Consider the following 24,923-nt stretch of genomic DNA (forward strand, 5'->3'; position numbering starts at 1 on the left):
GGTCGATCAGCCCTGGTCCGAGATCAGCAGCACGGCCATGTCGTCGTCCAGCTCGCCGCCGTTGAGCTCCTTGACCCGCGCGATCAGCGAGTCCAGCAGCCCGGCGGGGTCGCGCGCCCAGTCCGGGCGGTCGCGGGTGATGTCGTCGATCAGCCCGATCAGCCGCTCGGAACCCAGCCGCTCGGTGTCGCCCTTGACCCGGCCCTCGACCAGGCCGTCGGTGTAGAGCAGCAGCGACCAGCCCGGCGGCAGCGGCACGTCCAGGCCGCTCCACGTGCTGTCCGGCAGCACGCCCAGGGGCAGGCCCGCCCGGTCCCGGGGGAGCTCGGTGACCCGGTTGCCGACCAGCAGCATCGGCTCGGGGTGCCCGGCCAGGTAGACGCGGGCCCACTTGCGGTCCGGCGCGATCGACACCATGCACACCGTCGTGAACAGCCCCGGCTGGTGTCTCTCGTGCTCCAGGATCTCGTGCAGCGTGCGCAGCGCCCGCGACGGCTCCTGGTCGGCCAGCACCAGCGCCCGCCACGCGATGCGCAGCAGCACGCCCAGCGCGGCCTCGTCCGGCCCGTGCCCGCAGACGTCGCCGATCAGCACCTGGAGCGTGCCGTCGCGGGTGCGGACCACGTCGAAGAAGTCGCCGCCGAGCAGCATCCGGCTGCCGCCGGGCCGGTAGCGGACCTCCACGCCCAGGTCCGGGCCGTGCAGGATCGGGGTGGGCAGCAGACCGCGTTCCAGGCGGGTCTTCTCGGCGGCGTGCAGCTGCTCGTCGCGCAGCTGCCGCTGGGTCTCCTCGGCGCGCTTGCGGCCGACCGCGTACCGGATGCCGCGCAGCAGCAGTGGGCCGTCCACCTGGCCCTTGACCAGGTAGTCCTCGGCGCCGGCGGCGACCGCGCGCTCGCCTTGCAGCTCGTCGTTGAGTCCGGTCAGGACGATGACCGCGGGCGGGGAGGACACCGACAGCAGCCGGGTGAGCCCGTCCAGCCCGGTGGTGTCGGGCAGGCCCAGGTCCAGCAGCACGCAGTCCACCTTGGCCAACAGCCGGGTCGCCTCGCGCAACGTCCGCACGTGGTGCAGCTCGACGTCCGCGCCGACCTCCTCCAACAGCGCCTCGACCAGCACGGCGTCGCCCTCGTCGTCCTCGACGAGCAGCACCGTGATGCGGTCCGCACCGCTGAGCCCAGTCACGGCATGGGACCCTAGCCGAACAGCGATCACCCGCGCCCCACGCGGTTCGGCGGGTTGCCGGAGTTCGCACCCGGCGCGGTCCGGTCGGGTGCCCGGGTGGGTGAAGATGGTGGCGTGAGCTTCTCGCAGATGGTGGCGTTGACCCCGCGGTTGCCCCGGCGCGGGCGGGGCTTCTGGTACTCGGTGGCGATCGACGTGCTGTGGCCGTTCGTCGTGTTCTTCGTGCGCATGCGGATGGCGGGGCGGCGCAACGTCCCCCGGCAGGGCGCGGTGCTGCTGGCGTCCAACCACCTGTCCTTCGCCGACCCGGTGACCCTGACGGCCTACGCGCTGGCGGCCGGGCGGGTGCCGCGCTACTTCGCCAAGGCCAGCCTGTGGAAGGCGCCGGTCGTCGGGTGGGTGATGGCGGGCGGGAAGCACATCCCGGTGGACCGCGGCACCGTGCAGGCCCATCGGGCGCTGGAGACCGCGCGGGCGTCGCTGGACGACGGGCAGTGCGTGATCGTCTACCCGGAGGGCACGTTCAGCGACGACCCCGACGGCTGGCCGATGAAGGGCAAGAACGGCGTCGCCCGGCTGGCGCTGCAGACCCGCACGCCGGTCGTGCCGGTGGCCCAGTGGGGCACCCGGGAACTGCTGCCGCCCGGCCGGTTCCTGCCGCGCCCGTGGACGAAGGTGCACGTCGTGGCGGGCACGCCGGTGGACCTGTCGGACCTGTACGACCAGCGGATGACCAAGACCGTCCTGGACGAGGCGACCGCGCGGATCATGGACGCCATCACGACGCTGCTCGTCGGCGTCCGGGAACTCCCACATCCTGGGAGCCGATGACGGTTCCCGGTGCCCTCGCTAGCGTTCGAGGCTCCCTGCTGTCCCGCATGCTGGAGCGTGAGCGATGGGCGAGGAACCACCCCGCAAGGCGCTGAACGAGGACTGGTTGGCCGTCGTCGTCGGGTTGGCGCTGTTCGCGCTGGCCCTGACCGGTGTGATCACCCCGGGGCTGGTGCCGTGATGGCGACCTCGGAGCAGACGCGCAAACCGTTGCTGCACGCGGCTTCGGGCGTCGTGGTGGTGCTGGCGCTGTCTTGGGTCGCGCGGTACCTGTCGACCACCGTGCCCAAGGCGACCAAGGGCACCGGGCTGGAGGGGATCGGGGCGTCGGTCGAGTTCCCGATCTACGCGATCCTGCTGGGGCTGCTGGGCAACGCGGTGCTGTCGGCGACGGGGCTGCGGGAGCGGCTGTCCGGCGGGTTCCGCACGGAGTTCTTCATCAAGACCGGTCTGGTGCTGCTGGGCGCGTCGATCAACCTGTCGGTGATCGTGTCCAACGCGGGTCCGGCGATCGTGCAGTCGGTCGTCCTGATCAGCGTGGTGTTCGGCTTCTCGTGGTGGCTGGGCGGGAAGTTCGGGCTGGACGACAAGCTGCGGGCGCTGCTGTCGGCGGCGGTCGCGATCTGCGGGGTCAGCGCGGCGATCGCGGCGGCGGGTGCCGTGCAGGCGCGGCGGGAGCAGCTGGCCTACAGCGCGAGCCTGGTGATCGTGTTCGCCCTGCCGTCGATCTTCATCCTGCCCGCGGCGGCGACCGCGCTGGGCCTGGACCCGGCGACCACCGGGGCGTGGATCGGGGGCAACATCGACACGACCGCGGCGGTGACGGCGGCGGGGACGTTGGCGGGCGAGGAGTCCTTGCAGATCGCCACGATCGTGAAGGTCACGCAGAACGCGTTGCTCGGCGTGGTCGCGGTGGCGTTGACGGCGTACTTCGCGCTGAAGGTCGAGCGCAAGCCGGTCGGGGTGTCGGCCGGGCGGCAGCTGTGGGACCGGTTCCCCAAGTTCGTGCTGGGGTTCCTGGCCACGTCGGTGATCGCGACCGTGTACCTGGCGAACGTGCCTTCGGGCAAGGCGGCCATCGGCGTGGTCAACGACCTGCGGACGTGGTTCCTGATCCTGGCGTTCGTGAGCATCGGCCTGGAGTTCCGGGCGGGCGCGCTGAAGCAGGCCGGGTGGCGGCCGGTGGGGGTGTTCGCGGCGGCGACCGGGGTGAACGTGCTAGCCGCTCTAGGGCTCGCGCTGGCGCTGTTTTGAGCGTTCCCAGTTGAGGTACTGGCCGGCGGCGGTGGACAGGCTGGTGAGCAGCCACACCGCCACGCCCGCGTCGTCGGTGATGCCGACGATCGGCAGCAGTTCGGGGAGGATGTCGACGGGGGACACCAGGTAGACCAGGGCGAAGCCCCACTGGGCCAGCCGGCTGGTGGGCAGCCCGTACTCCCTGCGCCGCTTGAGCAGGCGCGGCAGGGCCTTCGCGCGGTCGACGACCGAGCCGACCGGCGCGGGTTCACCGCCGACCGTCCAGCGCCGCCTTCGCCGCACGACCCCGTAGGTGAGCGAGGCGGCGGACAGGACCAGCAGCGCGATGCCGACCGCGGCCGGGGGCAGCCCGAACAGGTCGGCATCGCGCCACACCAGGGTCGACACCCCGATCGCGGCGAGCATGACGCCGAGGAAGATCACACACCCAGGGTAACCGGGATCGTCGTGCTCACACGTGCGTGCGCGCGGCCGATCGGGTGTCTCGGCTCGGGGTCAGATGCCGCACTGCGAGGCCGACCAGTAGCGGCTGGCGCGGTGGTCGACGTGGGTGTGGTCGCTGTGACCGGGGTAGCCCGGGCCCAGGATGCCGTTGAACCCGTGGTTGCGGGCCTGCTGCGCCAGGCGGCACAGGGAGTGCGGACCCGCGCCCAGGTCGACGGCGTCACCGTAGAGGTGGCGGGAGTCGGAGGCCCCGCCCACGGCGTTGTTGCACGCGATGCTGCGGAAGCCGCTGGTGACCGTGATCGGCTGGTCGCCCAGCGCGTGCCGCATGGCTTGGAGCTTCCACATCGACACCAGGGCGTTGAACTTCGCGGTGGCCGCCGAGACCTTGCCGCCGGACCAGTCGGAGTTGCAGCGGTTCAGCTCGGCGTAGGAGAAGTTGACCGGGGTGCAGTCGTCGTCTTGCAGGGCGTAGAGCTTGCTGTAGGTGGCACTGCCCGCGACGCCGTCGGCCGCGAGCCCGTAGGCCTGCTGGAAGCGGACGACGGCGGAGCGGGTGGCGGGGCCGAAGGAGCCGTCGAGGGCGAGGACGCCGCCGTAGCCGGGGTAGCCGGACAGGCGGATCTGCAACTGCCGGACGTCGTCGCCGGACGCGCCTTCGGACAGGGTGCGCGACCAGGTGTAGCAGCCGTCCGCTTGCGCCGGTGCGGAGCCGAGGACGAGGGCGACGGTGACGATGGACAACGCGGTGACGAGCGATCCGAGGCGTCGGAGCACAGGGACCTCCAGACTGCGAGGGGATGGATCTCGGAGCCTGGCGCGCGGTGGGGGAGAGCGTCAATCTGTCCCGAATGTCCGAAGATTTCACACCTGTCGAACAGTGTGTGAACGGTTGTTACCGGCGGCGGTCGCTGACGGCGGTGAGGAGGAGGGCGGCGGCGGTCACGGCGCAGGCACCGGCGGTGACGCTGCGCCAGGTGGCGTGGTCGAGCAGGGCGAAGACGGCGTTGAGCGCGGCGACGGCCAGGAAGACGGCGGCCAGGGTCACCAGCGAACGCTCCCGCGTCCCGCGCGATCTCATGACCTGAACAGCGCTCACGACTGCCCGGTCGTTACTCACGCCGGTACGGGGGCCTCGTCGTTGTAACCCGCCCAGTGCCGGACGTCGAAGCGGCTCGGGCCGGTCGCGCCGGTCAGGGTGATGCGCCTGGAGTGCACGGCCTCGACGGTCCGGGTGGCCTGGTGGTCGAGCAGGCGGTCGATGTCGGGGCCGGTCAGGCCGTCGATCTCCCGCCAGAACGTCATCACGCGGTTCACGTACAGGGCCACCAGGTGGTCGCGTGCCGCCTCGAAGCGACCCGCCGCGACCGCGGCCACGGCGTCGGCCAGGACGTGGGGCCAGTCGTCGGAGGTGACGTGCAGGCCCCACGGGGCGGGAGCGAGTTCCTTGGCGGAGGGGAAGAGGGCTCGGACGTCGGCGCGGTGGGCGGCCAGGTAGCGGGCCACCGAAGCCGAGACGTGGGCGATGACGGCGGGGTCCTGGGGGACCGCCGTGCCGTCCACCGCGGAGCGGGCGCGGGGGACGTCGAGGGCGGGTGGGCGCAGGTGGTCGGTGGTCAGCAGGACGTGGAACAGGGAGTCCAGGACCTGTTGCGGCAGGCGCAGGATCTTGGGGAACGGGGAGTTGTGCAGCTTGCGACCCAGGGGGACCTCGACCACGCGCATGTGCTCGCGCAGGGCGTTCGCGGTCAGCCACACGTCGATGCCGTACAGGTACGCGCTGTCGGGACGGGGCCAGTGCCGGGTGCGTTCCAGGAACGCCCGGTTGAACGCGAACTCGCCGCCGATGGGCTGCTCGACGTGGACGCCGAACACCGCCGCGAGCAGGGGACTGGCCAGGTGGTTGGTGGTGTTGGCCTCGAACCGGTTGCGCCGGTACGACGGGACGGCGAGCGCGGGTTCGTCGCCCTCCACCGCCTGCGCGAGCCGGCCGATCCACTCCGGCTCGGTGGAGCGGACGTCGGCGTCGAGCAGCAGCACGTGGTCCGCGCCGAGGTCCAGGGCCTGGTCGATGATCGCGAAGACGTTCGTGCCCTTGCCGGTCCCGGTCCCGGGCGAACCGGCCACGACCTTGCGGGCGCGCAGCGGTGTCTCGGCGAACCGCCGCACCGTGTCGTCGGTGCTGCCGTTCTCGGCGAGCACGACGACGTTGGTCCCGGTGGGGAAGGCGAGGTGCAGGCCGGCGTCGGCGGCCTGGGCCACCGCGCCGACCGTGCGCTCCTCGTCGCGGGCGGGGATGCCGACGACGGTGACTCGGTTCATGGGACCGAATGCTTGGTGCCCCGGGTTACGGGGACACGGCGATGAGGTAACAGCTCACCGGGCTCTTGTCATCGAGGCCGTGCCCGCGGGCCGCTGCGGGCGAGCGAGCGGGGGTGCGCCCGGGACCGCACGACGGGGGCGTGGGGCGGGATGGGCAGTGGCTGCGACTCCTGCTGCTGGCGGGGGAATGCGAAACCGGGGGGAGTGGGCGCCGCCTCGTGGCGAGGCGGGCCGGGTGGAGGCGGCGTGACCGGCGGGCCGTAGCCGGAGTGGCGGGGGGTGGTGAAGGCGGGAGCGGGTTGCGGGGCCGGGCGTGCGGCGTCGGCCGGGCGTTCCGGGGTGGGGCGTGCGGCGTCGGCCGGGCGTTCCGGGGTGGGGTGTCCGGCGTCGGCCGGGCGTTCCGGGGGCGCCAGGTGCTGGGGTGGGCGGCGCGGGGACGTGTCGGGGACGCGGTTCTGGCGCCACAGCTCCATCGACAGCTTGATCATCGCGGTCGGCGCGTCCAGGCCCACCATGCCGACCAGGCGGCCGCCGTCGATGAAACCGGTGATGGTCCGGTGGTCCTTCCTGGACCCCGCCAGGGTCGTCGTGTCCTTGCCCATCGACGGCAGCCCCGACCCCTGGATGCGCATCCCGTACTGCTCGGTCCAGAACCGGGGGACTGGGGTGAACGGCCGCGAACTCTCCCTGCCCGCCAACAGGTTCTCCGCGGCCGCCCGCCCCATTTCCACCGCGTTGAGCCAGTGCTCGACCCGCCGCGGCTGTCCTCCGAACCGGAGGTTGGGCCACCGCGCGACGTCGCCCGCGGCCACGACGTCGGTCCCGCCGACCACGTGGCACGTGGGGTCGCACAGCACCCCGTCCTCCAGCACCAGCCCGGACCCGCGCAGCCAGGCCACCGACGGCGACGCCCCCACGGCGATCACCACGACCGCCGCGACGAACACCTGGCCGTCGGACAGGTGGATGGCCACCCCGCCCGCCTGCGGCATCCAGTGCCGGATCTTGACCCCCATCGCCATCCGCACCCCGCGCGACCGGTGCGCCTCGGTCACGGTCTCGGCGATGTTCTTGCCGACCGCGCTGCCCAGCAGCGTGCTGGACCGGCTCACGATGGCCACGTCCCGGCCCATCATCTTCACCGACGCGGCCATCTCGCAGCCGATCAGCCCGCCGCCGATCACCACCACCAGGCCTTGGGTCGAGCCGATGGCCTGCTTGATGGCGACGGCGTCGTCCACCGTGCGCAGCACGTGGATGCGCGGGTCCTGGCGCGGCGCGCCCTGGAGGTGCCTCGGTTCCACGCCGGTCGCGATGATCAGGCCGTCGTAGTGCAGCTCCTCGCCGCCGGGTAGGCCGACCACGCGCCGGTCGGTCTCCAGGTGGGTGGCCGCGGTGCCCAGCCGCCAGATCGCGTTGAGCTCGCGGCTGATGGTCAGGCGCAGGTCGGAGGCGTGCAGCTCGCCGTTGATGGCCTCCTTGGACAGCGCCGGCCGGTGGTAGGGCAGGTGGCGTTCGGCGCTGACGATCACGATCTCGCCCTGGAAGCCCAGCTCGCGCAGCCGTTCCCCGGCGCGCAGGCCGGCCAGTCCGCCGCCCGCGATGACGACGCGCTCCTCGTTCTTCACCGCGCACCGCCCCGTCGAAAGGTCCTCACCTGACACGCTCCCGCAGTTCGATGGCGCGCATGGGGCACGCGCGCGCGGCGGCCCGCGCCTTCGCGAACAGCTCGGGTGGCGGTCGGCGCTCGTAGCGCAGCCGTTCGTCGTCGACGAGCTGGAACAGGCCCGGCGCCTCGGCCTGGCAGATGCCGTAGCGGTGGCAGCGCTCGTTGTCCACGCTGATGTCCAGCGCGCTGCCGCCCGCGCCGTCCGGCTCGGGCTCGAAGCCCGGCTCCGGCTCCAGCATGCCCAGCCGCACCAGCAGGTGCGGGGGCAGGAAGCGGGCCAGGGCGATGGTGGCGGTGGGGATCAGGACGGTCAGGCCGGCCAGCCACAGCGTGGCGAGGTTGCCGTTGGCGATCGCGCCGAACCAGGAGTGCACCACGGTGATGCCGACGGCGACGTAGGCCAGTTGGTGCAGCCGCAGCCACTTGCGGTAGTAGATCTTCTTGCGCAGGCCCGCGGTGAACGCGATCACCAGCATGACCTCCAGCCCGACGATGCCCAGCGCGTGCCGGAACAGCCCGCCGCCCACGAGGGGCACGGCGATCCGCAGGAAGCTGAACGGGGCGAGGTTGAGCAGGGTGAACGCGAAGGCGTGCAGGCAGCCGAAGGACAGGGCCGCGGTCGCCAGCACCATGTGGCTGTTGCGCAGCCCCTGTCTGCCGGTGAGCTTGTTGGCCCAGCCCGTCGCGATCATGACGCCCCAGCACAGGGTCGCGCACATCAACGCGTAGGCCAGCCGAGCCGAGATCTGCGCGACGTGGCGCACCCCGGCGTCGTGGTCACCGCCGGTCGCCTGCGCGACCAGCAATGGGACCTGGGAGAACACTTGTCGACCTCCGGATTGGCGGGAGGAGGGGGCGGCGGCCCGCCCGGGACGGCCGCGCAGGAGTGGTCACGACCGTTCCGGGCGGGTTGAGGGGTGTGAAGACTGGTAGTGCGATGGGTTGAGGTGGGATCACCCCCTTTCACTTGACGTCGGCCTTGGGCCGCAGCAGGCGCAGGATCGCGATGGTCACCACCGCGCCCACCAGGCAGATCAACAGGACGGTCACGGGGTCGGGGCCGGTGCCGCCGACCTGGGCGGTGCGTTGCGGGTCGGCGTTCACCGCCCCCTGCACGGGGGCCGCCACACCGGCGCGCACCGGTTTGGACAGACCCATCTCGGTGACCATGTTGGTGCTCTCCAACAGGGTCATGTGCTTGAGGACGATCTGGTTGCAGATCTGGGCGAACTGCCGGATGGCCTCGTTGCGGGTGGTCGCGCGGATCTGGCCGATGACCGGGAACAGCGACCCGTGCGCCGCGCGCAGCCGGTTGGCGAAGGACTCGTCGAAAGCCGCGCCGGTGCGCGAGCGCATCTCGGCCATCCAGGACTGCTGGTCCTCGTTGGCCTCGTCGGGGATGGGCACGCCCATCTGCCCGGCCAGGCGGGTCACGCGCTCGTCGAGGAAGGTGTGGTCGCTCATCAGCTGTGCGCCGACTTCCTTCACCCGCTGGCTGCCCGCCCGGGTCTGCGCCTCGTCGCCCATGGGCATCTCCCACAGGCCGGCCAGGCGCACCTTGACCAGCAGTTCCTTGTCCAGCTCGGTGATCGGGCCCAGCGGGGTCTGCTGCACCGCGCCCGGGGTGGGCGGGTCGTCGGCCCGCGCCGTGCCGGTCAGCGCCGTGCCGGTCAGCGCCGGGGCGAGCAGGAGTTGCGCGGCCAGGAGCAGGGCCGTGAAACGCTTGGCTGACATGGGTTTTCCTCGGGTGGGTGTCAGTAGCCGTCGCCGGTGGACCCCTGCGTGGGCGCGACGCCGTCGTTGGCCTCCGCCTTCTTGCCCTCCGGGGTCACCACGAACCAGGTGCCGCCCTTCCCCTGGCCGGTGACGTCGCCCGCCTTCTTGTCGCCCGTGTACCGGTACAGGGGCCAACCGGCCAGCGTGACCTGCTTCTTGCCGTCCGCCCGGGTCACCGAGCCGACCATCGTCGGGTCCACACCGGACGTCATGGTGTGCTCGCTGACCAGCACCGGCGGCCACGTCTTCGCGCAGTCGCCGTCGCAAGTGGACTTCGGCGGTTTCGCCGTGTCCTTGTCGTAGCGGTAGAGGGCGAACCCGCCGGCGTCGGCGACGAACCAGCCCACCTGTTTCGACTCGGTCGCCGCCAACATCTGGTGCGGTTCCTTGCTGAATTCGGGCTGGAGCTGTTGAGTCGTCGTGCCGGAGGCCGCACCCGCGGGACCGCCGGCGGCACTGGTTCCGGTCACGCCACAGGCGCTGACCAGCACCAACGCCGCGACGGCCGGAACGGCGGGCAGGGCCTCCCGGAAACGTCGACCGCGCATCGTTCGTCCTTTCTCCTGCTGGCGGGTTCCGCCGAAGGGACCAATGACCGGTCCTGCCTTCGATGCGGATACCGGGGAGTACGGACACGATGCGGTGACGGTTCACGAACAGATCGGCGACTTTTTCTCACCCGAAAGTCTCGACGGGACACCCGTCGGCGCGCTTGGATGCGTGGCGTGGCGCGGCACAGACGCAGCACTCAACCCCCCAGAGAACACGCTTGGCCGGACCTCACCTTGGAAGACGAGCTGATCCGCAGGCTCTACCAGGAGTTCGGCAGCGCGCTGCTCGGGCATGCCATGCGGTTGACGGGCAATGACCGGCAGTGGGCAGAGGACATCGTGCAGGAGACGCTGGTACGGGCGTGGCGCAACGCCGAGAAGCTGGAACGGGACCCCGTCCTGCTCCGCTCCTGGCTGTTCACCGTCGCCCGGCGGCTGGTCATCGACGACCGCCGCAAGCGCAGCGTCCGACCGCAGGAGTCGGAGTTGACGCCGTCCGACGAGGCCCCGGTGCGGGACGAAGCGGACCGCACCCTGGCGGCGATAGTGGTGGCAGAGGCGATGAACGGACTGACGGAGGAGCACCGGGAGGCTATTCTCGAGACGTATTTGCGGGATCGGACCGTCGGGGAAGCCGCAGCGGTGCTCGGGGTTCCCCCGGGCACGGTGAAGTCCAGGGTCTACTACGCACTTCGCGCCCTGCGGCGGGCGTTGCAGGATCGGGGCTGACTTCGGTGACATCGCGTCCGGACCACGTCGACGTGGCGGCGTACGTCCTCGGGATCCTCGACGAGGACGAGGTCGACGCCTTCGAGAACCACCTCGCCCAGTGCCGCCGCTGCGCGTTGGACCTGCGCGATTTCGCCGTGCTGCCGGACCTGCTGGACGAAGCCGACGCCAACGGCATGCTGCGTGGCGCCGCGGGGGAGCGCCCGGACGGCCGTTCGGTGCGCGCGATGCTCGACTCGGTGTCGGCGGACCGGGTCCGACGCCGTCGCAACACGGTACTTCTGGCCGCCGCCGCGGCCGTGTTGCTCGTCGTGCTGACCGCGGTGGTGACGGTGGGGTTGTCGTCCTCGCCTGGGGACGACGTGGCCGCTTTGCCGTCGCCGTCGCCGTCGTCGACGGTGGCGGGGCCGAGCGCTGTTGCCAAGGCCGAGGTGTCCGGGTCCGTCACGCGGACCGACCCGGCTACCGGGGTGTGGGCGCGGATCAGCGCGTCCCCGGAGCCGTGGGGTACGGCGGTGGTGTTGGAGGTCAAGGGCGCCAAGGGGCCGACGCGGTGCGAGTTGGTGGCCAAGTCGCGGACCGGTGAGACCATGGTGGTCGGGTCGTGGCAGGTCGGGTCGGCTGGATCGGACAAGGATCCGGTGCGGCTCAACGCGTCGGTCGGCATGAAGTGGCATGAGATCGCGGAGTTCGCGGTGCGTGACACCAAGGAGGGTGCGACTCTGGTTCGGCTGCCTACGGCTTCTTGACCTCGGATGCGCTTCGCGGGTCCAAAGAGGACGCGCTTCGCGCTTTCAAGATCAAAAGCGGCGCTCGCCGCGCGGCAGGCCGCCAGCGGGGGGTGAAGGGCGTCGGTTCCCCCGCCGTATGGCCTGGCGGAGCCAACCACAGATTTCCCGGGGTGCCGCTAAAACTTTGCTCGTTCCTCGCAAACTTTTGGCTGCACCCCGGGAAATCTGTGGTAGCCCTTCGGGCAGGCCATACGGCGGGGGAACCGAGGCCCTCCACCTGTGGTTGGGACCACTGCACACAGCGCGCTGCGCGCGCCTTTAAGGGCTAGATGCGGCGCAGGCCCATCAGGACGCGTTCCATCAGTTCCAGTGTGGGGCGGCCGTCTTGCGTGGCGCCTTGTTGTTCGTGGACGTTGATCAGGCTCATTGCCGACATGTCGGCCAGCAGTACGCGTACCACGCCCAGCGGGAGTCGTAGGCGGGCGGCTACTTCGGCCACCGAGTGCGGGTAGCGGCAGAGGTCGCTGATCGCTCGGTGTTCTGCGGTGGAGGTGAGGGCGTCGCGGTCCGCGCGGTCGTTGGTGGAGACGATGGTCTCGATCGCCAGTGTCGTGGTCGAGCGCGTCCGCCCGCCGGTCCTGGTGTAGGGGCGCACCCGGAAGGTTGACACCATCAGCTCCTCAAGCGGTCGCCGACACGATCTCGTCCCACTGCGCGGTCAGGGTCGCTGACGGTGCCAGAACTTAACCTCGACGAGGCCTCCTGTCTCGGTTTTCCCGGCATGTGGGAGAGATCGCGTGTCGCTGCCACGGTGTGTGTCCTGTTGCTTCCGAAGGGTGCCTGAACCCGGCTGCTAACGGTGGGATGATCGGGCCGTCACGACGAAGGGCGCGGGTTCTCCCTGAGAGAGGTTCAGGGTTTGCACCGGAGCCGTTCTCAGCCTTGCCCGTGGACGATGGTGCGGGGACGGCGAGTGCCGTCATGAGGGCGCACTGGAGGATCTGGTGACGGGCAAGACGGAGTCCGCCGCGAGGGCGGTGGACGTGTGGAAGTCCTACGGGACCGGGGAAGCCGCGGTCACCGCGTTGGGCGGCGTCAGCGTCGACTTCGAGCGCGGGCGGTTCACCGCGATCATGGGGCCCTCGGGCTCGGGCAAGTCCACGCTCATGCACTGCCTGGCCGGACTGGACACCATCGACTCCGGTGACGTGTGGATCGGCGACACCAAGGTCAACGGCCTGCGCGACAAGGGCCTGACCGACCTGCGGCGCACCAAGGTCGGTTTCATCTTCCAGCAGTTCAACCTGCTGCCCACGCTGACCGCCGAGGAGAACATCACCCTGCCGCTGGCCATCGGCGGCCGCAAGGTCGACCGGGCCTGGTTCGACACGGTGGTCGACACCGTCGGCCTGCGCGACCGGCTCACCCACCGGCCCACCCAGCTCTCCGGCGGCCAGCAGCAGCGCGTGGCCTGCGCCCGCGCCCTGGTGTCGCGGCCCGAGGTGGTCTTCGCCGACGAACCCACCGGCAACCTCGACTCCCGGTCCGGCGCGGAGGTGCTCGGGTTCCTCCAGCGCTCGGCGCGCGAGTTCGGGCAGACCGTCGTGATGGTCACGCACGACCCGAACGCCGCCTCCTACGCCGACCGCGTGATCTTCCTCGCCGACGGCAAGATCGTGCGCGAGCTGCACCAGCCGACCGCGGACGCGGTGCTGGAGACCATGAAGCACCTCGACGGCGACGAACTGGTCGTGGTGTAGCGATGTTGAAGGCGACGCTCAAGAGCGTCCTGTCGAGAAAGCTGCGGCTGGTCCTGTCCGGGCTGGCCGTGGTGCTGGGCGTGATGTTCGTGTCCGGCTCGTTCGTGCTCACCGACACGCTGGACCGCTCGTTCAAGAGCCTGTTCACCACGATCTACTCCGACGTGGACGTGCAGGTCGCGGTCAAGCCGAAGGTCGGCTCGGACGACCCGGACCAGGCCCTGGCCGGCACGCTCACCGCCGACGACCTGGCGAAGGTCAAGTCGGTCGAGGGCACGGACCGCGTGGTCGGCGACGTCGTCGGCTCCGCGCGGCCCATCGGTGAGAACGGCAAGGTGCTCACCACCTCCGGCGCGCCCCGGCTGGGCACGGCGTGGCGCGACGGCGGCCAGGAGCAGCTGCGCGAGGGCCACGCGCCCCAGCGCGACGACGAGGTGGCCATCAGCGCCTACCTCGCCAAGACCGGCGGGTTCTCGGTCGGCGAGCAGATGTCGCTGCTGACCCTGGAACCCAAGAAGACCTTCACCGTGGCCGGCGTCTTCGGCTACCCCGGCAACCGGGACTCGCTGGGCGGCGAGCTGACCACGGCGTTCACCGAGTCCACCGCGCAGCAGCTGCTGCTGGGCCAGCCCGGCGCGTACAGCTCGATCACCGTGCGCGCGGCGCCGGGTGTGGCCGAAGACGTGCTGCGCCAACGCATCCAGGACAAGCTGGGCGACGCGTACCAGGTGAAGACGGGGGAGCAGCTCAGCAAGGACTCCGCCGCCCAGATCGGCGAGGGGTTGTCGTTCTTCAACTACGTGCTGCTCGGGTTCGCCGGCATCGCGTTGTTCGTCGGCATCTTCATCATCCTCAACACCTTCTCCATCATCGTCGCCCAGCGCACGCGGGAACTGGCGCTGTTGCGCGCGATGGGCGCGGGCCGCCGGCAGATGATCGGCACGGTCGTGCTGGAGGCGGTGGTCATCGGGTTGATCGCGTCCGTCGTGGGGTTGGGCGCGGGCATCGGCGTGGGTGCGCTGCTGGCGAACATCTTCAGCACGGTCGGCGGCGGCAGCCTGCGCTTGGAGGGCATCTCCGTGCCGCCCAGCACGGTGATCTCGGCGTTCGCGGTGGGCATCGTCGTCACGGTGCTGGCGGCGGTGCTGCCGGCGCTGCGCGCGTCCCGTATCCCGCCGGTCGCGGCGATGCGCGAGGCCGCCACCCCGGACCGGCCGTTGACCCGGCCGACCATCGCGGGTGCCGCCTTGACGGCGGCCGGTGGTGGCCTGCTGTGGTACGGGTTCGCCGAGGGCGCGCTGTGGTTCATCATGTCCGGGCTGCTGGTGGCGTTCGTCGGGGTCGCGCTGCTGACACCGCTGATCAGCCGGCCGGTGGTGTCGTTGATCGGCAAGCTGCTGGCCTGGTCCATGCCGGGCACGCTGGGCCGCCGCAACTCCGCGCGCAACCCGCGCCGCACCGCCATCACGGCGGCGGCGCTCATGGTCGGCATCGCGCTGATCACCGGGGTGAGCGTGGTGCTCACGTCGGCGACCACGAGCATCACGAAGGTCGCCGAGGGGCAGGTCAAGTCGGACTTGATCGTGTCCGGTGAGTCCAGCGGTCCGGGCGGGGACGCCACTTTCCAGCCCTCCCGGCTGGACGAGGTGTCGCGGGTGTCCGGTGTGGACTCGTCGTTCGGCTGGTACGCCGACCGCGTCCTGGTGGACGGCAAACCGCAGTTCGGCATCGCGGTGACGGACGTGCCGGTGATGCGGGAGCAGTTCGGCTTGTCCGCCAAGGAAGGCACGTTCGCCGCGCTGGCCGAGGGTACGCTCGCGGTGGACGAGGAGTCGGCCGGGAAGCTCAACCTCAAGCCGGGCAGCACGGTGTCCGTGCAGACCACCAAGGGCGAGGCGAAGACCTACACCGTCGGTTTCGTGTACGCGAAGAACAACGTGCTGGTGAGCGCGTTCGTGCTGCCGGTGAGCGCGGCCAAGCAGTTCCGGGTCGAGCAGCTGGAGACGGCGTTCGTGCGCGTGTCGCCGGGCGCGTCGGTGCAGGACGTGCAGAAGCGCATCGAGCCGCTGTTCGCGGACAACCCGGAGATCACCGTCCAGGACCGCAGCGCGTTCGTGAAGCAGCAGGCGTCGCAGCTGGACACGGTGCTGCTGATGATCCAGATCCTGCTGGCGCTGGCGATCCTCATCGCGGTGCTCGGCGTGATCAACACGCTGGCGCTGTCGGTGATCGAGCGGACGCGCGAACTGGGCCTGCTGCGGGCGATCGGCATGCGGCGGGCGCAGGTGATGCGGATGATCACCGTCGAGTCAGTGGTGATCTCGGTCTTCGGCGCACTGCTGGGCCTGGGCGTCGGCACGGCCCTGGGCGTGGGGGCGGTCCGGGCGCTGAAGGACGAGGGCTTCACCGACCTGGGCATCCCGTGGACGCAGATGGGCACCTACCTGCTCCTCGCGGCCCTGGTCGGCGTGGTGGCGGCCATCCTGCCCGCCATCCGCGCGGCCCGGCTGAACGTGCTGCAGGCGATCTCGTACGAGTGAGGACGAGCACGCCCTACCGGTCGCCGCCGGTGGGGCGTGCTCTCAGGCCGGGTCGAGCTTGAGGGCCTCTTCCAGCAGGGTCTCCACGATCCGCGACTCCGGCACCGTGCGCACCACCTGTCCGCGCACGAAGATCTGCCCCTTGCCGTTGCCCGACGACACCCCGAGGTCGGCCTCCCGAGCCTCGCCCGGCCCGTTCACCACGCACCCCATCACCGCCACCCGCAGGGGCGTGGGGAAGTCCTCGAACGCCGCCGTCACCTCCTCGGCCAGGCGGTAGACGTCCACCTGTGCCCGTCCGCACGACGGGCACGACACGACCTCCAGCTTCCGGGGCCGCAACCCCAGGGAAGCCAGGATCTGCGCACCGACCTTGACCTCCTCCACCGGAGGCGCGGACAACGACACCCGGATCGTGTCGCCGATCCCCTCCGCCAGCAGCAACCCGAACGCCACCGACGACTTCACCGTCCCCTGCACCAACGGCCCGGCCTCGGTCACGCCCAGGTGCAACGGGTAGTCGCAAGCCCGCGCCAGCTGCCGGTACGCCGACACCATCACCATCGGGTCGTGGTGCTTCACCGACAGCTTCAGGTCGGTGAACCCGTGCTCCTCGAACAGCGAGCACTCCCACAGCGCCGACTCCACCAGGGCCTCGGGCGTGGCACCGCCGTACTTCCGGTAGAGCCGCTGGTCCAGCGACCCCGCGTTGACACCGATCCGGATGGGGACCCGGGCCGCGCCCGCCGCCGCCGCGATCTCGCCGACGCGGTCGTCGAAGGCGCGGATGTTGCCGGGGTTCACGCGCACCCCGGCGCACCCGGCGTCGATGGCCGCGAACACGTACCGGGGCTGGAAGTGGATGTCGGCGACCACCGGGATGGGCGACTTGCGAGCGATCAGGGGCAGCGCGTCGGCGTCGTCCTGTGACGGGACGGCGACGCGCACGACGTCGCACCCGGCGGCGGTCAGTTCGGCGATCTGGCGCAGGGTCGCCTCGACATCGGTGGTCGGCGTGGTGGTCATGGACTGGACGCTGACGGGCGCGTCACCACCCACGGGCACGTTCCCCAGCCACAACTTCCGGGACGGACGGCGGCGGCGCACCGGGGGCGCGAGTTGCAGGGTCGTCAACTGTGCTCCTTGAGTCGCTTGAGGACGGTCGTGGTGATGCCGGCCGCGTCCAGGCCGTGCGCCCGCAGGATCTCCGCCCGGCTGCCATGCGGCAGGAAGCTCGACGGCAGGGCGAACGTCCCCACCCGCGTGGGCGCGCCGACCACCGCGAGCGCTTGCGCCAGCCGCCCGCCCAGCGCACCGACCGCCGTGGTGTCCTCGACGGCCAGCACCAACCGGTGCTCGCCCGCGATCTTCACCAGCGACGGGTCCAGCGGCGCGATCCAGCGCGGGTCCACCACGGTCACCGGCACGCCGTGCCCGGCCAGCTCCTCCGCGGCCTCCAAGCACGCCGACGCCATCGGGCCGACCGCGATCAGCAAGCCCACGGCGTCCGGTTCGTACCGCAGCACGTCCACCTTGCCCTCGCGGCGCAGCGCCGGGATGTCCGGACCCACCGACGACTTCGGGTAGCGCACCGCGGTCGGCCCGTCCGCGACGGCCACCGCCTCGCCCAGCAGTTCGCGCAACCGGGCAGCGTCCCGGGGCGCGGCCAACCGCAGGCCCGGCACGACCGGCAGCAGGGAGGCGTCCCACATGCCGTGGTGGCTCGGCCCGTCCGGACCGGTCACCCCCGCCCGGTCCAGCACGAACGTCACCGGCAGCCGGTGCAGCGCCACGTCGAGCAGCACCTGGTCGAAGGCCCGGGACAGGAACGTCGAGTACACCGCCACCACCGGGTGCAGCCCGGCCATCGCCAACCCGGCCGCCGACGTCACCGCGTGCTGCTCGGCGATCCCCACGTCGAACACCCGGGACGGGAACCGCGTGGCGAACGCGTCCAGCCCGGTCGGCCCCCGCATGGCGGCGGTCACGCACACCAGGTCCGGCCGCTGGGCGCCCAGCGACACGATCTCCGCGCCGAACACGTCCGTCCACGTCGCCCCGCCGCCGGACCCCGCCGCCGACACCGCGTGCAGGCAGTCGGCCGGGTCGTCCTCCGCCGGCTGGTAGCCCTTGCCCTTGCGGGTCACGCAGTGCACGACCACCGGCCGCCCGTAGGCAGCGGCCTCCACGAAAGCGCTTTCCAACGCGTCCACGTCGTGCCCGTCGACCGGCCCGACGTACGGCAGCCCCAGCGCCTCGAACACGGTCCGCCGCCTGCCCTCCCGCAACGAACCCAGGTGCGCGGCCAACCCGCCGGTGGTCGGCGCGTAGGACCGGCCGTTGTCGTTGAGCACGACCACCACGGGGTGCTCCAGCACGGCGAGGTTGTTCAACGCCTCCCACGCCATGCCGCCGGTCAACGCCCCGTCACCGATGACCGCCACGACCCGCCGCGAGGAACCCTTCAACCGCAGCGCTTTCGCCACACCGTCCGCATAGGACAGTGCCGTGGACGCGTGCGAGTTCTCGATCACGTCGTGCGGCGACTCGGCCGCCGACGGGTACCCCGACAGCCCGCCCGCCCGGCGCAGCGTCTCGAACTCCGCCGCCCGCCCGGTGAGCACCTTGTGCACGTACGCCTGGTGCCCGGTGTCGAACAGCACCACGTCGTTGGGCGAGTCGAACACCCGGTGCAGCGCGATGGTCAGCTCCACCGCGCCCAGGTTGGGCCCCAGGTGCCCGCCCGCGCGCGACACCCGCTCCACCAGGAACCGCCGGATCTCCCCGGCCAGCACCGGCAGCGCCGACGACGGCAGCGCCCGCACGTCACCCGGCCCGGCGATGGCCGCCAGCAGGGTCATCGCGCCCTCACCGCCGAGGGCAGCGTGAACGTGATCGTCTCTCGGGCCGTCTCGCGCACCTGCACGTCCCACGCCCCCAGCGCCTCGATCAGCTCGTCCACCAGCCGGGGCGGCGCGGACGCGCCGGCCGACACGCCGACCACCCGCACCCCCTCCAGCCACTCGGCGCGCACGTCGGACACGTCGTCCACCAGGTGCGCGGGCACGCCCTGCCGGCGGGCCAGCTCCACCAGCCGCACCGAGTTGGACGAGTTCGCCGACCCCACCACCAGCACCAGGTCCGCCTCGCCGGCGATCTCGCGCACCGCGTCCTGCCGGTTGGTGGTGGCGTAGCAGATGTCGTCCGAGCCCGGCCCGCGCAGCGCCGGGAACCGCGCCCGCAACGCCGCCACCACCTCGGTCGTCTCGTCCACCGCCAGCGTCGTCTGGGTCAGGTAGGACACCCGGTTCGGGTCGGGCACCTCCAGCGCGGCGACGTCGGCGACGCTCTCCACCAGCACGATCCGCTCCGGGTCCTCGCCCAGCGTGCCCTCGACCTCCTCGTGCCCGGCGTGCCCGACGAGCACCACGGTGTCGCCGCGCGCGACGAACCGGCGGGCCTCGGCGTGCACCTTGGTCACCAGCGGGCAGGTCGCGTCCACCACGTCCAGCCCCCGCCGCGCCGCTTCCTCGCGCACCGCCGGCGACACTCCGTGCGCGGAGAACACCACGGTCGCCCCGTCGGGCACGGCGTCCAGCTCGTCGACGAACACCGCGCCGCGCTCTTCCAGGTCGGCGACGACGTGGGTGTTGTGCACGATCTGCTTGCGCACGTGGATGGGTCCGCCGCGCTGCGCCAGCAGCCGCTCCACGATCTCGATCGCCCGCTCGACCCCGGCGCAGAACGAGCGGGGCGAGGCGAGCAGCACCACGGGCAGGGCCATCGGGATGTGCTCCTCAGTGGTCTCGGCGGGTGGCCAGGCACGCCAGCGCGTCCAGCTCCCGTTCGGCGCGGTCGTCGGCCGCGGCGGCGCGCAGGTGGACCCGCGCCCGCGTCACCAGGTCGTCGGCCTGCTCCAGGCTCCACGCGCGGGCGCCGGAGGCCTCGATCAGCTCCGCCGCGCGCGCCAGCTCGTCGGCGGTCAGCGGCGCGTCGGTGTGGTAGAGCGCGTCCAGCTCCCGCGCGGCGGGCGTCCGGGACGCCAGCGCCGCCACCACGGGCAGGGACTTCTTGCGGTTGTGCAGGTCGGAGAACACCGGTTTGCCGGTGACCTCCGGGTCGCCCCAGATGCCCAGCAGGTCGTCGGTGAACTGGAACGCCAGGCCCACCAGTTCGCCGAAGGACCGCAGCCGCTCCACCTGGTCGCCGCGCCCGTCGCCGAACAGCGCGCCGACCGCGCAGGCCGCGCCGATCAGCGCCGCGGTCTTGTTCTCCGCCATCCGCACGCACTCGCCGACCGGCACGTCGGCGCGCTCCTCGAAGGCCAGGTCGGCGGCCTGCCCGTCGTTGAGCCGCTGGGTGGCGTCGGACAGCACCCGGATCGCGCGCGCCGCCGCCGGGTGGCCGCTGCCCGCCAGCACGTCCAGCGCCAGGGTCAGCAGCGCGTCGCCGGCCAGGATCGCCGCGTTCACGCCGTAGACGCTCCACGCGGTGGGCCGGTGCCGCCGGGTGCTGTCGCCGTCCATCACGTCGTCGTGCAGCAGCGAGAAGTTGTGCACCAGCTCGACCGCCACGGCCGCGGGCAGCGCGGTCGCCGCCGCGCCGCCCACCGCCTGCGCGGCCAGCAGCGCGAACGCCGGCCGGATGGCCTTGCCCGGGTCCGCGCCGGTCGGGTGGCCGTGCTCGTCCCACCACCCGAAGTGGTAGCCCGCGATGGCGCGCATCGAGTCCGGCAGCCGGTCCACCGCCGTCCGCAGCGCGGGGTCCACGCCCGCGCGGCTCCAGCTCAGCACGTCCCGCGCGGACCGGTGCGCGGTGGTCACGTCGAGGTCGGTCATGGAGGAGTCCACTCCTGTTCGGGGGAGCGCCCGGCAGCGTCCACTGCGGACGGAGGAGCGCAGGAGCGACCGGGCGGCCGGGCGCGAGGCACCCGGCCGCCGGCACCGGGGTCGGGACTAGTAGCGGCCGATCTCGACGTGCTCCAGCACGCCGAGCGCGTCGGGCACGAGGACCGCGACCGAGTAGTAGGCGCTGACCAGGTAGGAGATGATGCCCTTCTCGTCGATGCCCATGAACCGGACGTTCAGGCTCGGCTGGTACTCGTCGGGGATGCCGGTCTGGTGCAGGCCGATGACGCCGTTGTCGTCCTCGCCCACGCGCATGGCGATGATCGAGCTGGTGCCGTGCTCGGTGATCGGGATCTTGTTCGACGGCAGGATCGGCACCCCGCGCCAGGTGGTCACGTGCGTGCCGTCCACCAGCGTGGTCTCCGGGTAGAGGCCCCGCTTGTTCGCCTCGCGGCCGATCGCGGCGATCGTCCTGGGGTGCGCGAGGAAGAACGCCGTCTTGCGGCGCCGGGACAGCAGGTCGTCCATGTCGTCCGGCGTCGGCGGGCCGGACCGGGTGTGGATGCGCTGCTTGAGGTCGGCGTTGTGCAGCAACCCGAAGTCCCGGTTGTTGATCATCTCGTGCTCCTGCCGCTCGCGCAGGGCCTCGACGGTCAACCGCAACTGCTGCTCGGTCTGGTTCATCGGGTTGTTGAACAGGTCCGACACGCGGCTGTGCACGCGCAGCACGGTCTGGGCGACGCTGAGCTCGTACTCGCGCGGGTGCAGCTCGTAGTCCACGAACGTGGTCGGCAGGTCCGGCTCGCCCTCGTGGCCCGACGCGATCTCGATCGCGGCCTCGCCGTGCTTGTTCTGCGGCTTGGACCGGCCGCGCGCGAAGTCCTCCAGGTGCGTGCGCAGCGCGTCGGCGTGCCCGTTGAGCTGCCGCAGCTCGCGCAGCGGCAGGACGAGCACGATCACCGGGGTGACGGCCCTGGCGGTGAACTCCCACTGGGTCTCCTGGCCGGTGAGCACCTCGGCGCCGAAGTACTCGCCGTTGGCCAGGGTGTCCAGCACGGTCTCGTCGCCGTACTCGCCGCGCCCGACCCGGCTGACCTTGCCGTGCGCGATGAGGTAGACCTCGTCGGCGGGCCGGCCCAGCTCCACGATCGTCTCGCCCTGCCGGACCTCGCGCTGCTGGAAGCGGTCGGCGAGGGCGGCCAGGACCGACTCGTCCTCGAAGTCGCGCAGGCCGGGCAGCTCCCGCAGCTCCTGCGGGATGACCCGGATGTCCGGGCCGGTGCTGATGAAGGTCACCCGCCCGTCGCCCAGGGAATAGGTGAGTCGGCGGTTGACCCGGTACGTGCCCGCCTGGGTCTGCACCCAGGGGAGCTTGCGCAGCAGCCACCGGGGGGAGATGCCCTGCATCTGCGGCACGGACTTGGTCGTGGTGGCCAGGTTCCGCGCGGCGCTCGTGCTGAGGCTCTGCCGCTGGTGCTCGACCTCTTCGGGGCTGAGGCCGGGGTCTGTCACGGTCACGTCAGGTACCCAATCTCGTCGTGGGGACTAGTCTTCGCGGCCGATTTCCACGTGCTCCAGCACGCCCAGCGCGTCCGGCACGAGGACCGCGGCGGAGTAGTACGTGCTGACGAGGTAGGAGATGATCGCCTTCTCGCTGATGCCCATGAACCGGACGTTGAGGCCCGGCTGGTACTCGTCGGGCAGGCCCGTCTGGTGCAGGCCGATGACGCCCTGGTTGTTCTCGCCGGCGCGCAGCAGCATCACCGAGCTGGTGCGGTGCTTGCTGATCTCGATCTTGCTGCACGGCAGGATCGGGACGCCGCGCCACGCGGGCACCCGGTGGCCGTTGAGGTCGATGCTGTCGGGGTAGATGCCGCGCTTGTTGAACTCGCGGCCGATCGCGGCGATGACCCGCGGGTGCGCCAGGAACGCGGTGGGTTCCTTCCACACCACGCTGAGCAGCTCGTCCAGGTCGTCCGGGGTGGGCGGGCCGTTGCGGGTCGGGATGCGGTTGCGCAGGTCGGCGGCGTTGAGCAGGCCGAAGTCGCGGTTGTTGACCATCTCGTACTCCTGGCGCTCGCGCAGCGCCTCGATGGTCAACCGCAACTGCTGCTCGACCTGGTCCATCGGGTGGTTGTAGAGGTCGGCGACGCGGCTGTGGATGCGCAGCACGGTCTGGGCGACGCTCAGCTCCAGCTCGCGCGGCTTGAGCTCGTAGTCGGCGTAGGTGCCGGGCAGGTCCGGTTCGCCCTCGTGGCCCGACGCGATGTCGATCTCGGCCTCGCCGTGCGCGTTCTGCTTGCGCGCGCCCGGCGCGGACAGCCGCTGGATGTGCGCGCGCAGGCCGCCCGCGTTGCCGTTCATCCGCTCGAAGTCCTCCCAGCTCAGGGAGAGCGCGATGACGGGGGTGACGGCCTTGGCGGTGAACTCCCACTCGCCCTGGGGTCCGGCGAGGACCTCGGCGCCGAAGTACTCGCCGTTGGCCAGGGTGCCCAGGACGGTCTGGTCGCCGTACTCGCCCTGGCCGATCTTGTTGACCTTGCCGTGGGCGATCAGCCACACCTGGTCGCACGGCCGGCCCCGCTCGACGATGACGTCGCCGGGCTCGTACTCGTGCTGGCGGAACCGCTCGGCGAGCGCGGCGAGGGCCTCGACGTCCTCGAAGCCGCGCAGGTAGGGCAGTTCGCACAGCTCCTGCGGGACGACGTCGATGTCGGCCCCGATGTTGGTGAAGGTGAGCCGCCCGTCGCCCACGGCGTAGGTCAACCGGCGGTTGACCCGGTACGCGCCGCCGTGCGCCTGGACCCACGGGAGGACTTTGAGCAGCCACCGGGAGGTGATGCCCTGCATCTGCGGAACGGACTTGGTCGTGGTCGCCAGGTTCCGGGCCGCCGCTGTGCCGAGGCTCAGCCGTGGCTGTTCGATGTCCACGTCGGAATCGGTCACAGTCACCAGTACACCGCCAATCGGTTTTTGTTCATTGGGCCGGATTGACGGTAGTGAGGCCGAATAGGGGTCCGGAAGGGGCCGATACGGCGACCTCCCATAGTGCTAAGCGGCTGCGTTGTGTGTACGGCGGGTGCAGGTAGTGGCGGGTGCAAGCAATATCGGGTGATTTTTCGCGGCGTTGGAGCTCGTATTCGTTTTCAGGTGGAATGTGACACTCTTTCGCTCTAGAAGTTTTCACTCGAAGGTGCTGTTGACGCGCGCCGGAAGTATCAGCGAGGTCGTTTTTCCGCAAAGGTGCGGCCTGAAAATCAGCCTTGTGGTCCACGCACGACACCGCGGCCGCCCCCGGTGGGGACGGCCGCGGTGGTTGGTCGGGCGTGGTTGTCGGTCGGGCGTGGCTCAGGAGTGCGGGCAGGTGTCCCGGTACTCCTCGATCAGCAGGCTGCGGCTCGGGGGCGGGCAGAGGAACTGCTCGTAGCGGGTGTCGTTGTCGATGAACCGCTTGAGCCAGGAGATGCTGTACTTCGCGATCGTGGTGTTGGAGCTGTTGGGCGCGAAGTGGTCGGCGGCGTTGAGCTCCAGGTACGCCTTGTCCAGCGTGGACGGCAGGCTGGAGTAGAACAGCTCCGAGTGCGTGGCCACCGGGGCGATGGAGTCGTTCTCCGCCCCGATCACCAGGGTCGGCACGCGGACGCCGCCCCAGCTCTTGTCGGTGTGCCACGCCGTCAGCGGGATCGCCGCCTGGAGGGCGGGCCGGGACTCGGCGGCGCGCAGGGTACCGCCGCCGCCCATCGAGTGCCCCATGACGCCCAGCCGGGTGGCGTCGATCCTGGTTCGCACCGAGCTGCTCTGGGTGAGGTAGTCCAGCGCGGCCAGGAGTTGGGACGCCCGGCTGTCGGGCTGGTCGTAGATGGTGTTGGTGTCGATGGTGATCACCACGAAGCCCTGGGACGCGATGCGCGGGCCCAGCCAGGCGATGCTCGACTGCGTCCCGGTGTACCCGGGCGAGATCGCCACCGCGCCGAAGGTGCCCTCGGCGGTGCTCGTCGGGTAGTAGATGGTGCCGCCGCCGAAGCCGCTCACCAGGGACGACACGGTGGTCGACGCGGTGGCGAACGGGCCCCGGGAGGCCTCGATGCTCGCGGTGGTGGGCGCCGGGCCCCGTTCGTAGGGGTTGTCGGCGGCCAGGGCGGTGGGGGTCGCCGCGGTCAGGAGCAGGGCGACCGCGGGGATCAGTCTGCGGAGTTGCACGTCGCTGTACACCTCGCTTGCGCAGGGAAACGGACGCTTCGACCCTGCTCCGGCCGGGGCCGGGCGCGCATCGGTGGAACC

Annotated in this window: 23 protein-coding genes; 6 read left to right on the forward strand and 17 right to left on the reverse strand. The window is 71.3% G+C overall.

The genetic code is table 11. The annotated features are described in order from the left end of the window. Positions 1 to 6: 6 nt before the first annotated feature. Positions 7 to 1,185 carry a PP2C family protein-serine/threonine phosphatase gene (locus DFJ66_RS36465; RefSeq protein ID WP_121228267.1) on the reverse strand — a complete coding sequence of 393 codons (1,179 nt, stop codon included), beginning with the start codon at positions 1,183 to 1,185 and terminating at the stop codon, positions 7 to 9. Positions 1,186 to 1,314: 129 nt separating this feature from the next. Between DFJ66_RS36465 and DFJ66_RS36470 the strand changes: the two genes are divergently transcribed. Both DFJ66_RS36470 and DFJ66_RS36475 read left to right on the forward strand, forming a co-directional pair. Next, the gene (locus tag DFJ66_RS36470) at positions 1,315 to 2,016 is read left to right on the forward strand and encodes a lysophospholipid acyltransferase family protein (protein ID WP_121232267.1); all 702 of its coding nucleotides are present in this window, start codon (positions 1,315 to 1,317) and stop codon (positions 2,014 to 2,016) included. Positions 2,017 to 2,196: 180 nt separating this feature from the next. Continuing rightward, a complete protein-coding gene (locus DFJ66_RS36475) occupies positions 2,197 to 3,270 on the forward strand; it encodes a YeiH family protein (protein WP_121228270.1) in 1,074 nt (357 codons plus the stop codon). Here DFJ66_RS36475 and DFJ66_RS36480 read toward each other — a convergent pair. The 8 genes from DFJ66_RS36480 to DFJ66_RS36510 form a co-directional block, all read right to left on the reverse strand. Continuing rightward, positions 3,244 to 3,696, reverse strand: coding sequence for a YkvA family protein (locus DFJ66_RS36480; RefSeq protein ID WP_121228272.1), 453 nt, complete (start codon positions 3,694 to 3,696; stop codon positions 3,244 to 3,246). The two genes, DFJ66_RS36475 and DFJ66_RS36480, sit on opposite strands and share 27 nt — an antisense overlap. 72 nt (positions 3,697 to 3,768) lie before the next feature. Then, positions 3,769 to 4,494 carry a D-Ala-D-Ala carboxypeptidase family metallohydrolase gene (locus tag DFJ66_RS36485; protein ID WP_121228274.1) on the reverse strand — a complete coding sequence of 242 codons (726 nt, stop codon included), beginning with the start codon at positions 4,492 to 4,494 and terminating at the stop codon, positions 3,769 to 3,771. A gap of 118 nt (positions 4,495 to 4,612) precedes the next feature. Continuing rightward, positions 4,613 to 4,798, reverse strand: coding sequence for a hypothetical protein (locus DFJ66_RS42315; RefSeq protein WP_147459447.1), 186 nt, complete (start codon positions 4,796 to 4,798; stop codon positions 4,613 to 4,615). Between the two features lie 35 nt (positions 4,799 to 4,833). Beyond that, positions 4,834 to 6,039: a glycosyltransferase family 2 protein gene (locus DFJ66_RS36490; RefSeq protein ID WP_121228283.1), complete on the reverse strand. Its 1,206-nt coding sequence runs from the start codon at positions 6,037 to 6,039 to the stop codon at positions 4,834 to 4,836. Positions 6,040 to 6,107: 68 nt separating this feature from the next. Beyond that, entirely contained in the window at positions 6,108 to 7,667 is a 1,560-nt protein-coding gene (locus DFJ66_RS36495; protein ID WP_121228285.1) for an NAD(P)/FAD-dependent oxidoreductase, read from the reverse strand. A gap of 25 nt (positions 7,668 to 7,692) precedes the next feature. Next, entirely contained in the window at positions 7,693 to 8,532 is an 840-nt protein-coding gene (locus DFJ66_RS36500; RefSeq protein WP_121228287.1) for a ferredoxin, read from the reverse strand. A gap of 139 nt (positions 8,533 to 8,671) precedes the next feature. Next, positions 8,672 to 9,442 (reverse strand): DUF4142 domain-containing protein, encoded by a 771-nt coding sequence (locus tag DFJ66_RS36505; RefSeq protein ID WP_121228289.1) that lies wholly within the window; start codon positions 9,440 to 9,442, stop codon positions 8,672 to 8,674. Positions 9,443 to 9,462: 20 nt separating this feature from the next. Further along, positions 9,463 to 10,032, reverse strand: a complete 570-nt coding sequence (locus DFJ66_RS36510; RefSeq protein WP_121228291.1) for a hypothetical protein — start codon at positions 10,030 to 10,032, stop codon at positions 9,463 to 9,465. Positions 10,033 to 10,200: 168 nt separating this feature from the next. On the opposite strand from DFJ66_RS36510, the gene DFJ66_RS36515 reads away from it, so the two are divergent. Together DFJ66_RS36515 and DFJ66_RS36520 are read left to right on the forward strand one after the other, a co-directional pair. After that, complete coding sequence (locus tag DFJ66_RS36515) at positions 10,201 to 10,764, forward strand: sigma-70 family RNA polymerase sigma factor (RefSeq protein WP_121228293.1); 564 nt, start codon at positions 10,201 to 10,203, stop codon at positions 10,762 to 10,764. A gap of 5 nt (positions 10,765 to 10,769) precedes the next feature. After that, complete coding sequence (locus DFJ66_RS36520; protein WP_121228295.1) at positions 10,770 to 11,513, forward strand: anti-sigma factor family protein; 744 nt, start codon at positions 10,770 to 10,772, stop codon at positions 11,511 to 11,513. A gap of 307 nt (positions 11,514 to 11,820) precedes the next feature. On the opposite strand, the gene DFJ66_RS36525 is transcribed toward DFJ66_RS36520, so the two are convergent. After that, positions 11,821 to 12,165, reverse strand: a complete 345-nt coding sequence (locus tag DFJ66_RS36525; RefSeq protein ID WP_121232269.1) for a DUF742 domain-containing protein — start codon at positions 12,163 to 12,165, stop codon at positions 11,821 to 11,823. 334 nt (positions 12,166 to 12,499) lie between these two features. Between DFJ66_RS36525 and DFJ66_RS36530 the strand changes: the two genes are divergently transcribed. Further along, positions 12,500 to 13,255, forward strand: coding sequence for an ABC transporter ATP-binding protein (locus tag DFJ66_RS36530; protein WP_121228297.1), 756 nt, complete (start codon positions 12,500 to 12,502; stop codon positions 13,253 to 13,255). A gap of 2 nt (positions 13,256 to 13,257) precedes the next feature. Beyond that, complete coding sequence (locus DFJ66_RS36535) at positions 13,258 to 15,795, forward strand: ABC transporter permease (protein WP_121228299.1); 2,538 nt, start codon at positions 13,258 to 13,260, stop codon at positions 15,793 to 15,795. A 42-nt stretch (positions 15,796 to 15,837) separates the two neighbouring features. On the opposite strand, the gene ispG is transcribed toward DFJ66_RS36535, so the two are convergent. The 7 genes from ispG to bdeA all read right to left on the reverse strand — a co-directional run bounded on the left by ispG (position 15,838) and on the right by bdeA (position 24,827). Next, positions 15,838 to 16,929, reverse strand: a complete 1,092-nt coding sequence (ispG, locus tag DFJ66_RS36540) for a flavodoxin-dependent (E)-4-hydroxy-3-methylbut-2-enyl-diphosphate synthase (protein WP_121228301.1) — start codon at positions 16,927 to 16,929, stop codon at positions 15,838 to 15,840. Continuing rightward, the gene (locus tag DFJ66_RS36545) at positions 16,926 to 18,656 is read right to left on the reverse strand and encodes a 1-deoxy-D-xylulose-5-phosphate synthase (RefSeq protein ID WP_121228303.1); all 1,731 of its coding nucleotides are present in this window, start codon (positions 18,654 to 18,656) and stop codon (positions 16,926 to 16,928) included. The genes ispG and DFJ66_RS36545 overlap by 4 nt, the downstream gene beginning before the upstream one ends. Then, positions 18,653 to 19,579, reverse strand: a complete 927-nt coding sequence (gene ispH / locus DFJ66_RS36550) for a 4-hydroxy-3-methylbut-2-enyl diphosphate reductase (protein ID WP_121228305.1) — start codon at positions 19,577 to 19,579, stop codon at positions 18,653 to 18,655. The genes DFJ66_RS36545 and ispH overlap by 4 nt, the downstream gene beginning before the upstream one ends. Positions 19,580 to 19,592: 13 nt before the next feature. After that, positions 19,593 to 20,633 (reverse strand): family 2 encapsulin nanocompartment cargo protein polyprenyl transferase, encoded by a 1,041-nt coding sequence (locus DFJ66_RS36555; RefSeq protein WP_121228307.1) that lies wholly within the window; start codon positions 20,631 to 20,633, stop codon positions 19,593 to 19,595. Positions 20,634 to 20,750: 117 nt separating this feature from the next. Then, positions 20,751 to 22,160, reverse strand: a complete 1,410-nt coding sequence (locus tag DFJ66_RS36560; RefSeq protein ID WP_121228309.1) for a family 2B encapsulin nanocompartment shell protein — start codon at positions 22,158 to 22,160, stop codon at positions 20,751 to 20,753. 27 nt (positions 22,161 to 22,187) lie between these two features. Beyond that, a complete protein-coding gene (locus DFJ66_RS36565) occupies positions 22,188 to 23,594 on the reverse strand; it encodes a family 2B encapsulin nanocompartment shell protein (RefSeq protein ID WP_121228311.1) in 1,407 nt (468 codons plus the stop codon). A 396-nt stretch (positions 23,595 to 23,990) separates the two neighbouring features. After that, positions 23,991 to 24,827, reverse strand: coding sequence for a bis(hydroxyethyl) terephthalate hydrolase (gene bdeA, locus DFJ66_RS36570; protein WP_397556327.1), 837 nt, complete (start codon positions 24,825 to 24,827; stop codon positions 23,991 to 23,993). Positions 24,828 to 24,923 lie beyond the last annotated feature (96 nt).

The organism is Saccharothrix variisporea, from assembly GCF_003634995.1.
In the GTDB taxonomy this organism is placed as follows: Bacteria; Actinomycetota; Actinomycetes; order Mycobacteriales; family Pseudonocardiaceae; genus Actinosynnema; species Actinosynnema variisporeum.